This is a genomic window from Pseudomonas sp. ChxA, from assembly GCF_030263855.1.
Classification (GTDB): Bacteria; Pseudomonadota; Gammaproteobacteria; order Pseudomonadales; family Pseudomonadaceae; genus Aquipseudomonas; species Aquipseudomonas fluorescens_CB.
In genome coordinates this window covers 448,384-462,011 of record NZ_JARPMK010000002.1, presented here as the reverse complement: position 1 = coordinate 462,011, position 13,628 = coordinate 448,384, and the positions used below count along the sequence as shown (strand labels likewise).

The following is a 13,628-nucleotide window of genomic DNA, read 5'->3' as shown; positions in this document are numbered from 1 at the left end:
TAATACCAAAAAAATCTTACTCTTAATAAATCACTTTAACTTTAAGCCATAGCTCCATGAGCTATTTGCGGTTGTTGAGTCAAAAACATCGCTGAACTCGCGTTTCTCCTCCTTTTACGTTCCTAAATCTCCGTTCTGTAAGGCTTTTCCTTGAATCCGCGCCTTGACGGTGTGGTGGGCGCATTCCTATAGTGTGCGCAAGTGGCGGAAAGTGGCACAAAGTGGGTTTTTTGAACGTAAAACGCTAAAATTTGGAGAAACGCATCTGTGTTTCGCGGAGCTAACGCTATCAGTCTCGATGCAAAAGGCCGTCTCGCCATGCCGAGCCGGTATCGTGACGAGCTCATTTCGCGAAGTTCAGGCCAGTTAATCATCACGATTGACGCCGTTGACCCTTGTTTGTGTGTTTACCCCCTCGATGAGTGGGAGTTGATCGAAACCAAGTTGCGCGCTCTGCCTTCATTGCGTGAAGAAAACCGCCGCCTGCAGCGTCTGCTGATTGGTAATGCCGTCGACCTTGAACTCGATGGCAGTGGTCGTTTCCTGGTGCCGCCGCGCTTGCGCGAGTACGCCAAGCTGGATAAGCGCGCAATGCTGGTGGGCCAACTGAACAAGTTCCAATTGTGGGACGAAGATGCCTGGGATGCTGTTTCTGCAGCAGACCTGGCTGCTATTCAACAACCGGGCGCTATGCCTGATGAACTGCGTGATTTGATCCTGTGACTATTGATAGCGGCTTTAACCACATCACCGTACTGCTTGACGAAGCCGTTGAGGCTCTCGCCGTACGCGCGGATGGCTGCTATGTGGATGGCACCTTCGGCAGGGGCGGACATAGCCGGTTGATACTCAGCCAGCTCGGCTCCGACGGTAAACTCCTCGGGTTCGACAAAGACCCTCAAGCGATTGCCACCGGGCAAGCGCTAGCGGCCGAAGACGGCCGCTTTGTCGTTGTGCAGCGCAGCTTTGCCGAGCTGGGTGCCGAAGTCGCCGAGCGCGGCATGGCAGGCAAGGTGGCTGGGGTTTTGCTCGATCTGGGCGTGTCCTCGCCACAGCTTGACGACCCCGAGCGCGGCTTCAGTTTCATGAACGACGGCCCGCTCGACATGCGCATGGACCCGACCCGTGGCATCAGCGCTGCGCAGTTCATCGCCACTGCGCCCCATGAAGAAATCACCCGCGTGTTCAAGGAATACGGTGAAGAACGCTTCGCCGGCCGCATGGCTCGTGCCGTGGTTGAGCGCCGTGAAATCCAGCCGTTCGAGCGCACCGCCGACCTGGCCGAAGTGCTTAAAGTCGCCAACCCTGCGTGGGAAAAGGGCAAGAACCCGGCAACCCGCGCGTTCCAAGGCCTGCGTATTCACGTCAATAACGAATTGGGTGATCTGGAAGCCGGCCTCGAAGCCGCTCTGGACGCCCTGGAAGTGGGCGGTCGCCTGGTGGTGATCAGCTTCCACTCCCTGGAAGACCGCATCGTCAAACTGTTCATGCGGCGTCTGGTCAAGGGCGAGTCCGACAACCTGCCGCGCAACCTGCCGGTGCGTTTCGAAGCCTTTGTGCCGAAAATCAAAATCCATGGCAAAGCGCAGTTCGCTTCCGAAGCCGAACTCAAGGCCAACCCACGTTCCCGTAGCGCCGTCATGCGCGTCGCGGAGAAGCTGCGGTGAGCAAGCTTTTCGCCAAGCCCCTCCCGGGCGGCAGCTTCTTTATGTTGCTGCTGTTTATCGGCGTGCTGGTGTCCGCGATTGCGGTGTCTTACAGCGCCCACTACAACCGCCAATTGCTCAACACCCTGTACGGGGAATTGAGCGTGCGTGATAAAGCGCAGGCGGAATGGGGCCGGTTGATCCTTGAGCAAAGCACCTGGACGGCCCATAGCCGCATCGAAGTGCTGGCCACCGAACAGCTGAAAATGCACATTCCTGGTGCGGCCGAAGTGCGGATGGTGGCGCCATGATGAAACTTGAAGGTGCACTTTACCCGTGGCGCTTTCGCCTGATGCTCGGCATCTTGGCTTTGATGGCTGGCGCGATTGCATGGCGGATTATCGACCTGCAAGTGATCGACCGCGACTTCCTGATCGGCGAGGGTAATGCCCGTAGCCTGCGGCATATCCCGATTCCTGCGCACCGCGGCCTGATCACCGACCGTAACGGCGAGCCTCTGGCCGTGAGTACGCCGGTGACCACCCTGTGGGCCAATGCCAAGGAGCTGCAAACCGCTAAGGACAAATGGCCTGAGCTGGCTGCCGCGCTGGGCCAGGACCCTAAAGCCTTGAGCGAGCGTCTGGAAGCCCAGGCCAACAAGGAATTCATCTATCTGGTGCGTGGGCTGACGCCTGAGCAGGGCCAGCAAGTGCTCGACCTTAAAGTCCCCGGTGTCTATGGCATCGAGGAGTTTCGTCGTTTCTACCCGGCGGGTGAAACCACTGCGCATATGGTTGGCTTTACCGACATCGATGACCACGGCCGTGAAGGTGTGGAGTTGGCCTACGACGAATGGCTGGCCGGGGTGCCCGGCAAACGGCAGGTCATCAAGGATCGGCGCGGCAGACTGATCAAAGATGTCCAAGTGACCAAAAACGCCAAGGCCGGTAAGCCCTTGGCGTTGTCGATTGACCTGCGCCTGCAGTACCTGGCCAACCGCGAGCTGCGTAACGCGATCATCGAGAACGGCGCCAAGGCCGGCAGCCTGGTGATCATGGACGTCAAGACCGGCGAGATCCTCGCCATGGTCAACCAGCCGACCTACAACCCGAACAACCGTCGCAACCTGCAGCCAGCGATGATGCGTAACCGCGCAATGATCGACGTGTTCGAGCCGGGTTCGACCATGAAGGCCGTCTCCATGAGTGCCGCCCTGGAAACCGGGCGCTGGAAACCCAGCGACAAAGTCGAGGTTTACCCAGGCACCTTGCAGTTGGGTAAATACACCATTCGTGACGTGTCGCGCAGCGAAGGTCCGGTGCTGGATTTGACAGGTATCCTGATCAACTCCAGTAACGTGGGCATGAGTAAGGTCGCCTTCGATATCGGTGGTGAAGCCATCTACCAGCTCGCGCAAAAAATCGGTTTGGGCCAGCCTACGGGCCTGGACTTCCCGGGCGAGCGCGTCGGCAACCTGCCGAATTATCGTGACTGGAAAAAGGCTGAAACCGCCACGCTTTCCTACGGCTATGGCCTGTCGGTGACCGCGATCCAATTGGCTCACGCTTTCTCTGTATTGGCCAATAATGGCCGGATGGTTCCACTGAGCCTGATCCACTTGGATGCCGCGCCGCCGGCCACTCAAGTTATCCCTGAAAACGTCGCCAAGACCATGCAGGGCATGCTGCAACAAGTGATCGAAGCACCGCGTGGCGTATTCCGTGCCCAGGTGCCGGCGTACCACGTGGCAGGCAAGTCCGGTACTGCGCGTAAGACGGCGGTGGGCACCAAGGGCTACGCCGAAAACTCTTACCGCTCGCTGTTCGCCGGCTTCGGCCCGATGAGCGACCCGCGCTACGCCATCGTCGTAGTGATTGATGAACCCAGCAAAGCCGGCTACTTCGGTGGCCTGGTATCGGCGCCGGTGTTCAGCAAAGTGATGTCCGGCACCCTGCGCCTGATGAACATCACGCCGGACAACCTGCCGCCGACTCAACAAGCGAACGCCGGACCACCGGCCGCAGCTGTCAAAGCCAATGGAGGGCGCGGCTGATGTCTCTGAGCCTGAACAAGATTTTTGCCCACGCCGGACGCGATCTGCTGATTCGTGAACTGAGCCTGGACAGCCGTAATGTACGCGCCGGTGACCTGTTCCTGGCGGTGCCTGGTGGCAAGCTCGATGGCCGTGCGCACATCGCTGATGCCCTGCAACGTGGCGCGGCCGCTGTCGCCTATGAAGTCGAAGGCGCCACCGTGCTGCCGATCACCGATGTGCCGTTGATTCCGGTCAAGTCACTGGCTGCGCAACTGTCGGATATCGCCGGGCGTTTTTATGGCGACCCGAGCCGTCAGTTGAACCTGATCGGCGTGACCGGCACCAACGGCAAGACCAGCGTGACCCAGTTGGTCGCGCAGGCACTCGACCTGCTGGGCCAGCATTGCGGCATAGTCGGCACCCTGGGCACCGGTTTTTACGGCGCGCTGCAAAGCGGCCTGCACACCACGCCGAACCCGATCGCCGTGCAAGCGACCCTGGCCGACCTGAAAAAGGCCGGAGCCAAGGCGGTTGCCATGGAAGTCTCATCCCACGGCCTCGACCAGGGCCGCGTGACGGCCTTGGCGTTTGACGTGGCGGTGATGACCAACCTGTCCCGCGATCACCTCGACTACCACGGCACCATGGAGGCGTACGCCGCCGCCAAGGCCAAGCTGTTTGCCTGGAATGACCTGAAGTGCCGGGTGGTCAACCTGGATGACGCATTCGGACGCCAACTGGCCGCCGAAGACAGCGAAGCGCGCCTGATCACTTACAGCCTGGAAGACTCCAGCGCGTATCTGTATTGCCGCGAAGCCCAATTTAATGACGAAGGCGTGCTCGCTACGCTGGTCACGCCCCAGGGCGAACACCACTTGCGCAGCACCTTGCTCGGGCGTTTCAACCTGAGCAACGTGCTGGCGGCTGTTGGCGCATTACTGGGCCTGGATTACGCCCTGGACGAAATCCTGCGGGTACTGCCCAAGCTCGAAGGCCCGGCCGGTCGCATGCAGCGTTTGGGGGGCGGCTCACAGCCGCTGGTGGTGGTCGATTACGCCCACACCCCGGACGCGCTGGAAAAAGTCCTCGAAGCCCTGCGCCCCCATGCCAAGGGCAAATTGCTCTGCCTGTTCGGCTGCGGCGGTGACCGTGATCGTGGCAAGCGCCCGCTGATGGCGGAGATCGTCGAGCGCCTGGCCGATGGCGTGCTCGTCACCGACGACAACCCGCGCAGCGAAGACCCGCGCCAGATTTTCGACGACATCCGTGTCGGCTTTAAAGACGCCTCCAAGGTCACCTTTGTTGCTGGTCGCGGCGCCGCCATAGCCCAACTGATCGCCAGCGCCAGTGCTGACGACGTGGTGGTGCTGGCCGGTAAAGGTCATGAGGACTACCAGGAAATCAACGGCAAACGCCATGCCTTCTCCGATCTGGTCGAGGCTGATCACGCCCTGACTGCCTGGGAGGTCGCCCATGCTTAAGGCGATGAAGTTCAGCGAGCTGACCCAGGCCTTGTCGGCCCGTGTAGTGTCGAGCGATTGCCGCTTCGACGGCGTCAGTATCGACAGTCGCAACATCCAGCCGGGGCAGCTGTTTGTTGCACTGGCGGGCCCGCGTTTCGACGGGCACGACTACCTGAACGAAGTCGCCGCCAAAGGTGCCGTAGGTGCCTTGGTGCAGCGAGAAGTGGCGGACTCCACTTTGCCGCAGTTGCTGGTCGCCGATACCCGCCTGGCCCTTGGTCAGTTGGGCGCGCTGAACCGCGCCGCATTTGATAAGCCGGTTGCCGCCATCACCGGCTCCAGCGGTAAAACCACGGTCAAGGAACTGCTCGCTGGCGTGTTGCGCACGCGCGGGCCGGTACTCGCCACCCGTGGCAACCTGAACAATGATTTCGGTGCGCCGCTGACCCTGCTCGAACTGGCCCCGGAACACACGGCGGCGGTGATCGAACTGGGCGCTTCGCGCGTCGGCGAAATCGCTTACACCGTGGCGCTGACCAAGCCCCACGTTGCAATCATCAACAATGCCGGCACCGCCCACGTCGGCGAGTTCGGTGGCCCGGAAAAAATCGTCGAGGCCAAGGGCGAAATCCTGGAAGGCCTGGATGCCTCGGGCACGGCTGTATTGAACCTCGACGACAAGGCCTTCGAGACTTGGCGTGTACGCGCTGCCGGGCGCAAGGTGCTGACGTTTGCCGTGCTCAACGCGGCCGCTGATTTCCACGCTGCCGACATCACCGTCGATGCCCGTGGCTGCCCGTCCTTTACCTTGCACACACCGCAAGGCAGCGAGCACGTGCAACTGAACCTGCTGGGCAACCATAACGTCGCCAATGCCTTGGCCGCCGCCGCTGCCGCATCGGCGTTGGGTGTGTCGCTGTTCGGTATCGCCACCGGCTTGGGCGCGGTACAGCCCGTCAAGGGTCGCACCGTGGCGCAACTGGCGACCAACGGCATGCGTGTGATTGATGATACCTACAACGCCAACCAGTCCTCGGTCTGCGCCGCTATCGACCTGCTCAAAAGCTTCGCTGGGCGCAAGGTGCTGGTGCTCGGCGATATCGCTGAACTGGGCGACTGGGCCGAGCAGTCCCACCGCGAAGTCGGTGCCTACGCGAGTGGCAAAGTCGACGCGCTCTATGCCGTCGGCCCGAATATGGCCCACGCCGTCGACGCCTTCGGCCTCGGTGCGCGGCATTTCGCTACCCAGGCCGAGCTGATCCAGGTGTTGGTGGCGGCTGAACACGACAAACAAACAACCATTTTGATCAAGGGATCGCGCAGCGCGGTGATGGAAAACGTCGTCGCGGCCTTGTGTGGCTCAAGTACGGAGAAACATTAATGCTGCTGCTGCTGGCTGAGTATCTGCAACAGTTCCACAAAGGCTTCGCGGTCTTTCAGTACCTGACCCTGCGCGGGATCCTGGGTGTGCTGACTGCGCTGTCTTTGTCGCTGTTCCTGGGGCCGTGGATGATCCGCACCCTGCAGAACCTGCAAATTGGTCAATCGGTTCGTAATGACGGCCCGCAGTCGCACCTGTCCAAATCCGGCACCCCGACCATGGGCGGCGCGCTGATCCTGTCTTCCATCGGCATCAGCACCTTGCTGTGGGCTGACCTGCACAACCGCTACGTGTGGACAGTGCTGCTGGTGACCCTGTTGTTCGGCGCGATCGGCTGGGTCGACGACTACCGCAAAGTGATCGAGAAAAACTCCAAGGGGCTGCCAAGCCGCTGGAAGTACTTCTGGCAGTCAGTGTTTGGCCTTGGTGCCGCGATCTTCCTTTACATGACCGCGCCAAGCGCCGTGGAAACCACCTTGATCATTCCGATGCTCAAGGACGCCAGCATTCCACTGGGCGTTGGCTTTGTGGTGCTGACCTACTTCGTGATCGTCGGCTCCAGCAACGCGGTGAACCTGACTGACGGTCTCGACGGTCTGGCGATCATGCCGACGGTGATGGTGGGCGGTGCGCTCGGCATCTTCTGCTACCTGTCGGGTAACGTGAAATTCGCTGAATACCTGCTGATCCCGTATGTGCCGGGCGCGGGTGAATTGATTGTGTTCTGCGGCGCGCTGATCGGTGCAGGCCTCGGCTTCCTGTGGTTCAACACCTACCCGGCACAAGTCTTTATGGGCGACGTCGGCGCGCTGGCGCTGGGCGCAGCCTTGGGCACCATCGCGGTGATCGTCCGCCAGGAAATCGTGTTGTTCATCATGGGCGGTGTGTTCGTGATGGAAACCCTGTCGGTGGTCATCCAGGTGGCTTCCTTCAAATTGACCGGGCGTCGTGTGTTCCGCATGGCGCCGATTCATCACCACTTTGAACTCAAGGGCTGGCCCGAGCCACGCGTGATTGTCCGTTTCTGGATTATCACCGTGATTCTGGTACTGGTCGGCCTTGCCACCCTGAAACTGAGGTAGAAACGAGTGTCCCTGATCGCTTCAGACCACTTCCGCATCGTTGTCGGCCTCGGCAAGAGCGGCATGTCCCTGGTTCGCTTCCTGGCGAACCGGGGCACGTCGTTTGCCGTGGCCGACACGCGGGAAAATCCACCGGAGCTGGTCACGCTGCGCCGTGACTACCCGCACGTGGAAGTGCGTTGTGGCGAGCTGGATGTCGAGTTTCTGTGCCGTGCCGATGAGCTTTACGTGAGCCCCGGCCTGGCCTTGGCGACACCGGCCCTGCAAGCCGCTGCGGCACGTGGCGTGAAGCTGTCCGGCGACATCGACCTGTTCGCGCGTAACGCGAAAGCGCCGATCGTGGCCATCAGTGGCTCCAACGCAAAAAGCACCGTGACCACCCTGGTCGGCGAGATGGCAGCTGCGGCCGGCAAACGCGTGGCCGTGGGCGGTAACCTCGGCACGCCAGCGCTGGACCTGCTCAGCGACGACAACGAGTTGTACGTGATGGAACTGTCGAGCTTCCAGCTCGAAACCACCCACGACCTGGGGGCTGAAGTCGCCACCGTGTTGAACGTGAGTGAAGACCACATGGACCGCTACAGCGGCCTGCCGGCGTACCACTTGGCCAAGCACCGGATTTTCCGCGGTGCCAGGCAATTTGTGGTCAACCGCCAGGATGCCCTGAGCCGTCCGCTGATGGGCGAAGGCATGCCCTGCTGGACCTTTGGCCTGGGCAAACCTGATTTCAAAGCCTTCGGGATTCGCGAAGAGAACGGCGAGAAATACCTGGCCTTCGAATTCCAGAACCTGATGCCGGTGCGTGAGCTGAAAATCCGTGGCGCGCACAACCAATCCAATGCCCTGGCGGCCTTGGCGTTGGGTCACGCCGTCGGCCTGCCATTTGATGCAATGTTGTCGAGCCTGCGCACTTTTGCTGGCCTGGAGCATCGCTGCCAGTGGGTACGCGACCTCAATGGCGTGAGCTACTACAACGATTCCAAGGCCACCAACGTGGGCGCCGCACTGGCCGCCATCGAAGGGCTCGGCGCTGATATCGACGGCAAGCTCGTGCTGATCGCCGGTGGCGACGGCAAGGGTGCCGACTTTAAAGACCTTAAAGGTCCGGTAGCTGCACATTGCCGCGCCGTCGTGCTGATCGGCCGTGACTCGGACTTGATCGCCGCCGCGCTGGGCGACGCTGTACCGCAGGTACGCGCCACCTCGCTGGACGATGCTATTGCCCAATGCAAAGCCCTGGCCCAGCCGGGCGATGCGGTGTTGCTGTCGCCGGCGTGCGCCAGTTTCGACATGTTCAAGAACTACGAAGAGCGTGGCCAGCTGTTCGCTCGCGCCGTGGAGGCCTTGGCATGAATTTCCGAAATATTATCAAGCCGTACCCATCGCCGATCATCACGGGCCGTGGCGTCGACCTCGACTTCCCAATGCTCGCCGGCTGCCTGGCGCTGCTGGGCCTGGGGTTGGTCATGATTACCTCGGCATCCTCGGAAGTCGCCGCCGTGCAGTCGGGCAACACCCTGTACATGATGATCCGTCACTTGGTGTACCTGGTGATTGGCCTCGGCGCCTGCATCGTCACCATGATGATCCCCATCGCCACCTGGCAGCGCCTGGGTTGGCTGATGCTGATCGGCGCGTTTGGTTTGCTGATCATGGTGATCCTGCCCGGCATCGGCCGCGAGGTGAACGGTTCGATGCGCTGGATCGGCTTCGGCGCGTTTAACGTGCAGCCGTCGGAAATCGCCAAGGTGTTCGTGGTGATCTACCTCGCCGGTTACCTGGTGCGTCGCCAAAAAGAAGTGCGCGAAAGCTGGATGGGCTTCTTCAAGCCGTTCATCGTGCTGCTGCCGATGGCTGGCCTGCTGCTGATGGAACCCGACTTCGGTGCCACCGTCGTTATGATGGGGGCGGCGGCGGCGATGCTGTTTCTCGGCGGTGTGGGCTTGTTCCGGTTCGCCATGATGGTGGTGCTGGCGGTGGTCGCGGTTTACCTGCTGGTGGAAGCACAACCGTACCGTATGGCGCGCCTGATTACCTTTACCGACCCCTGGTCCGATCAGTTCGGCTCCGGCTACCAGTTGACCCAGGCGCTGATCGCCTTTGGTCGTGGCGGATGGCTGGGTGTTGGGCTGGGCAATAGCGTGCAGAAGCAGTTTTACCTGCCGGAAGCGCATACCGACTTCGTGTTCTCCGTGCTGGCCGAAGAACTCGGTGCCGTGGGTTCCCTGTGCACCGTTGCACTGTTCATGTTCGTCTGCGTACGGGCGCTTTACATCGGTCTTTGGGCCGAGAAAGCCAAGCAGTTTTTCGCAGCTTATGTCGCCTACGGCTTGGCGTTTTTGTGGATTGGTCAGGTGCTGATCAACATCGGGGTAAACATCGGTCGCTTGCCGACCAAGGGTTTGACCCTGCCGTTTCTCAGCTACGGCGGCAGCTCGTTGGTTATCTGCTGCGTGTGCCTGGGCTTGCTGCTGCGCATCGAGTGGGAGAGTCGCACCCACCTGGGCAGCGAAGAGATGGAATTCAGCGAGAGCGATTTTGCCGAGGAGCCGAACCATGGGCGCTAACGTGCTGATCATGGCGGGCGGCACCGGGGGCCATGTGTTCCCGGCCTTGGCGTGTGCGCGTGAATTCCAGAACCGTGGCTACACCGTGCATTGGCTCGGTACGCCGCGCGGCATCGAAAATGAATTGGTACCGAATGCCGGTTTGCCGCTGCATTTGATCAACGTCACCGGCTTGCGCGGCAAGGGCAAATTGTCCCTGCTCAAGGCACCGTTTGTGTTGCTCAAAGCCGTGTGGCAAGCGCGCAAAGTCATCCGTGAATTGCAGCCGGTGTGCGTGCTCGGTTTCGGTGGTTATGTGACCGGCCCAGGCGGTGTTGCCGCCAAGCTCGCTGGCGTGCCGGTGATCGTGCACGAACAGAATGCCGTTGCCGGTACGGCCAACCGCCTGCTGGTGCCGTTGGCCAGCCGCGTGTGCGAGGCGTTCCCGAAGACCTTCGGCGCTTCGGACAAATTGCGCACTACCGGTAACCCGGTGCGCACCGAACTGTTCATGGCCATTGCTCGCCAGGCCCTGGAAGGGCGCAAGCCGCACTTGCTGATCCTGGGCGGAAGCCTGGGTGCCGAGCCGCTGAATAAATTGCTGCCCGAAGCCTTGGCGCTGCTGCCCGTGGACCTGCGTCCCGAGGTGTTCCACCAGGCCGGTAAAAACCACGATGAAATCACCGCTACCCGCTATCGCGAGGCCGGTGTCGAGGCGAACGTACAGCCTTTTATCAAAGACATGGCCCATGCCTATGGCTGGGCCGACCTGGTGGTCTGTCGCGCTGGTGCGCTGACCGTCAGTGAACTGGCCGCCGCCGGTCTGCCGTCCTTGCTGGTGCCTTTGCCCCACGCCATCGACGATCACCAGACCCGCAACGCCGAATATTTGGCCGGGGAGGGCGCTGCCTTCCTGCTGCCGCAAAGAACGACTGGCGCCGCCGATTTGGCCGCACGCCTGACCGAGGTTTTGATGCAACCGGAACGACTCAACAGCATGGCGAGCACCGCAAGCCGCCTGGCCAAACCTGACGCAACCCGCACCGTGGTCGATATCTGCCTGGAGGTGGCCCATGGTTGAGAATCAGAAAGCCATGCCGCAGCCGGAAATGCGCCGCATCCGTCGTATCCACTTCGTCGGCATCGGCGGTGTGGGTATGTGCGGGATTGCCGAAGTACTGCTGAACCTGGGTTATCAGGTGTCCGGCTCGGACTTGAAAGAGTCGCCGGTGACCGATCGCCTGAAAACCTTCGGCGCACAGATCTTTATCGGCCACCGCGCCGAGAACGCCGCCGAGGCTGACGTGCTGGTAGTGTCCAGCGCCGTGAACACCTCCAACCCGGAAGTGGCCACCGCCCTTGAGCGCCGTATTCCAGTGGTGCCACGTGCCGAGATGCTGGCCGAGTTGATGCGCTATCGCCACGGCATCGCCGTGGCCGGTACGCACGGCAAAACCACCACCACCAGCCTGATTGCCTCGGTGTTCGCCGCCGGTGGCCTGGACCCGACCTTCGTGATTGGTGGCCGCCTGAATGCAGCCGGCACCAATGCCCAGCTCGGCACCAGCCGTTACCTGATCGCCGAAGCCGATGAAAGTGATGCGAGCTTCCTGCACCTGCAACCGCTGGTCGCTGTGGTTACCAACATCGACGAAGACCACATGGCCACCTACGACGGTGACTTCAACAAGTTGAAGAAAACCTTCGTCGAATTCCTGCACAACCTGCCGTTCTACGGTTTGGCGGTGGTGTGCCTGGACGATCCGGTGGTGCGTGAAATCCTGCCATCGGTCAAACGCCCAACCGTCACCTACGGCTTCAGCGAAGACGCCGACGTGCGCGCGATCAATGTGCGCCAGGAAGGCATGCAAACCTTCTTCACCGTGCTGCGCCCTGACCGCGAGCCGTTGGACGTGTCGGTGAACATGCCGGGCAACCACAACGTGCTCAACTCGCTGGCGACCATCTGCATTGCTTCCGATGAGGGCGTCAGCGATGAAGCCATCGTCGAAGGCCTGTCGCGCTTTGCTGGTGTGGGTCGGCGCTTCCAGGTCTACGGCCAACTGCCGGTAGACGGCGGCGACGTGATGCTGGTGGACGACTACGGTCACCACCCGACCGAAGTGGCCGCGGTGATCAAAGCCGTGCGTGGTGGCTGGCCGGAGCGCCGTCTGGTGATGGTTTACCAGCCGCACCGCTACAGCCGCACCCGCGACCTGTACGACGACTTCGTGAATGTATTGGCCGATGCCAACGTGCTGCTGCTGATGGAAGTTTACCCGGCCGGTGAAGAGCCGATTCCGGGCGCCGACAGCCGCAAGCTGTGCAACAGCATCCGTCAGCGTGGCCAGTTGGACCCGATCTACATCGAGCGCGGTGTGGACCTGGCGCCGATCGTCAAACCGCTGCTGCGTGCCGGTGACATTCTGCTGTGCCAGGGCGCCGGTGATATCGGTGGCCTTGCGCCCAAGCTGCTCGCCAGCCCGCTGTTTGCGGCGGCAAAGGGGAGGTCGAAATGATCACTGACTACGCCTCCCTGTTCTCGACCATCACGCCCGCCGACTTCGGCCGCGTGGCCGTGTTGTTCGGCGGTAAAAGCGCTGAGCGCGAAGTCTCGCTCAAGTCCGGCAATGCCGTGCTCGAAGCGCTGCAAAGCGCCGGCGTAAATGCATTCGGCATCGATGTGGGCGATGACTTCCTCGCCCGCTTGCAAGCCGAGAAGATCGACCGTGCCTTCATCATCCTGCACGGCCGTGGCGGTGAAGACGGCAGCATGCAGGGCTTGCTGGAGTGCCTGGGCATTCCTTATACCGGCAGCGGCATCCTCGCGTCGGCACTGGCCATGGACAAGTTGCGCACCAAGCAGGTGTGGCACAGCCTGGGTATTCCAACCCCGCGTCACAGCGTGCTGTGCAGCGAAGACGATTGTATTTCTGCAGCCAAGGAACTGGGCCTGCCTTTGATCGTCAAACCTGCCCATGAAGGCTCCAGTATCGGCATGGCCAAAGTGAACTCGGCCGCCGAATTGATCGACGCATGGAAAGCGGCAAGTACCTATGATTCGCAAGTGTTGGTGGAACAGTGGATCCAAGGTCCCGAGTACACCATCGCCACCCTGCGTGGCCAGGTATTGCCGCCTATCGCATTGGGCACGCCCCACACCTTTTACGACTACGACGCCAAGTACGTGGCTTCCGATACTCAGTACCGGATCCCGTGTGGCCTCGACGCAACCAAGGAACAGGAATTGATGGACCTCACGGCGAAAGCCTGTGAGGCACTGGGTATCGCCGGTTGGGCGCGGGCAGACGTGATGCAGGATGACCAAGGGAATTTCTGGTTCCTTGAAGTCAACACCGCTCCGGGCATGACCGATCACAGCCTGGTACCTATGGCAGCCCGTGCCGCCGGTCTGGACTTCCAGCAGTTAGTGCTGGCGATCCTGGCCGCAAGCATTGAGCCAAGAGGCTAACCC

12 protein-coding genes are annotated in these 13,628 nt (G+C 61.2%); all 12 read left to right on the top strand.

The annotated features are described in order from the left end of the window. Positions 1-267 precede the first annotated feature (267 nt). The 12 genes from mraZ to P5706_RS27715 are packed head-to-tail and all read left to right on the top strand — an operon-like array spanning position 268 to position 13,625. On the top strand, positions 268-723 hold the full coding sequence (mraZ, locus tag P5706_RS27770) for a division/cell wall cluster transcriptional repressor MraZ (RefSeq protein WP_003171868.1): 456 nt from the start codon (positions 268-270) through the stop codon (positions 721-723). Beyond that, positions 720-1,667 (top strand): 16S rRNA (cytosine(1402)-N(4))-methyltransferase RsmH, encoded by a 948-nt coding sequence (gene rsmH, locus P5706_RS27765; RefSeq protein ID WP_017138192.1) that lies wholly within the window; start codon positions 720-722, stop codon positions 1,665-1,667. Before mraZ ends, rsmH begins: the two co-directional genes overlap by 4 nt. Beyond that, positions 1,664-1,957, top strand: coding sequence for a cell division protein FtsL (gene ftsL, locus P5706_RS27760; RefSeq protein WP_016974244.1), 294 nt, complete (start codon positions 1,664-1,666; stop codon positions 1,955-1,957). Before rsmH ends, ftsL begins: the two co-directional genes overlap by 4 nt. Further along, positions 1,957-3,699 (top strand): peptidoglycan D,D-transpeptidase FtsI family protein, encoded by a 1,743-nt coding sequence (locus tag P5706_RS27755; protein WP_285684906.1) that lies wholly within the window; start codon positions 1,957-1,959, stop codon positions 3,697-3,699. The genes ftsL and P5706_RS27755 overlap by 1 nt, the downstream gene beginning before the upstream one ends. After that, entirely contained in the window at positions 3,699-5,162 is a 1,464-nt protein-coding gene (locus tag P5706_RS27750; protein ID WP_285683340.1) for a UDP-N-acetylmuramoyl-L-alanyl-D-glutamate--2,6-diaminopimelate ligase, read from the top strand. Before P5706_RS27755 ends, P5706_RS27750 begins: the two co-directional genes overlap by 1 nt. Continuing rightward, positions 5,155-6,525 (top strand): UDP-N-acetylmuramoyl-tripeptide--D-alanyl-D-alanine ligase, encoded by a 1,371-nt coding sequence (locus tag P5706_RS27745; protein ID WP_285683339.1) that lies wholly within the window; start codon positions 5,155-5,157, stop codon positions 6,523-6,525. Before P5706_RS27750 ends, P5706_RS27745 begins: the two co-directional genes overlap by 8 nt. Next, complete coding sequence (gene mraY / locus P5706_RS27740; RefSeq protein WP_017138188.1) at positions 6,525-7,607, top strand: phospho-N-acetylmuramoyl-pentapeptide-transferase; 1,083 nt, start codon at positions 6,525-6,527, stop codon at positions 7,605-7,607. Before P5706_RS27745 ends, mraY begins: the two co-directional genes overlap by 1 nt. Before the next feature lie 6 nt (positions 7,608-7,613). Continuing rightward, the gene (gene murD / locus P5706_RS27735; RefSeq protein WP_285683338.1) at positions 7,614-8,960 is read left to right on the top strand and encodes a UDP-N-acetylmuramoyl-L-alanine--D-glutamate ligase; all 1,347 of its coding nucleotides are present in this window, start codon (positions 7,614-7,616) and stop codon (positions 8,958-8,960) included. Next, positions 8,957-10,174 (top strand): putative lipid II flippase FtsW, encoded by a 1,218-nt coding sequence (ftsW, locus tag P5706_RS27730; RefSeq protein ID WP_285683337.1) that lies wholly within the window; start codon positions 8,957-8,959, stop codon positions 10,172-10,174. Before murD ends, ftsW begins: the two co-directional genes overlap by 4 nt. Next, positions 10,164-11,234, top strand: a complete 1,071-nt coding sequence (murG, locus tag P5706_RS27725) for an undecaprenyldiphospho-muramoylpentapeptide beta-N-acetylglucosaminyltransferase (protein ID WP_285683336.1) — start codon at positions 10,164-10,166, stop codon at positions 11,232-11,234. Before ftsW ends, murG begins: the two co-directional genes overlap by 11 nt. After that, a complete protein-coding gene (gene murC, locus P5706_RS27720) occupies positions 11,227-12,672 on the top strand; it encodes a UDP-N-acetylmuramate--L-alanine ligase (RefSeq protein WP_285683334.1) in 1,446 nt (481 codons plus the stop codon). The genes murG and murC overlap by 8 nt, the downstream gene beginning before the upstream one ends. After that, the gene (locus P5706_RS27715) at positions 12,669-13,625 is read left to right on the top strand and encodes a D-alanine--D-alanine ligase (RefSeq protein WP_138816786.1); all 957 of its coding nucleotides are present in this window, start codon (positions 12,669-12,671) and stop codon (positions 13,623-13,625) included. Before murC ends, P5706_RS27715 begins: the two co-directional genes overlap by 4 nt. The last annotated feature ends 3 nt before the right edge of the window (positions 13,626-13,628 follow it).

Coding starts and splice junctions, on each gene's coding strand:
- murC (WP_285683334.1), top strand. CDS start 11,227: ATGGTTGAGAATCAGAAAGCCATGCCGCAGCCGGAAATGCGCCGCATC.
- murG (WP_285683336.1), top strand. CDS start 10,164: ATGGGCGCTAACGTGCTGATCATGGCGGGCGGCACCGGGGGCCATGTG.
- P5706_RS27715 (WP_138816786.1), top strand. CDS start 12,669: ATGATCACTGACTACGCCTCCCTGTTCTCGACCATCACGCCCGCCGAC.
- P5706_RS27755 (WP_285684906.1), top strand. CDS start 1,957: ATGAAACTTGAAGGTGCACTTTACCCGTGGCGCTTTCGCCTGATGCTC.
- ftsW (WP_285683337.1), top strand. CDS start 8,957: ATGAATTTCCGAAATATTATCAAGCCGTACCCATCGCCGATCATCACG.
- mraY (WP_017138188.1), top strand. CDS start 6,525: ATGCTGCTGCTGCTGGCTGAGTATCTGCAACAGTTCCACAAAGGCTTC.
- P5706_RS27745 (WP_285683339.1), top strand. CDS start 5,155: ATGCTTAAGGCGATGAAGTTCAGCGAGCTGACCCAGGCCTTGTCGGCC.
- P5706_RS27750 (WP_285683340.1), top strand. CDS start 3,699: ATGTCTCTGAGCCTGAACAAGATTTTTGCCCACGCCGGACGCGATCTG.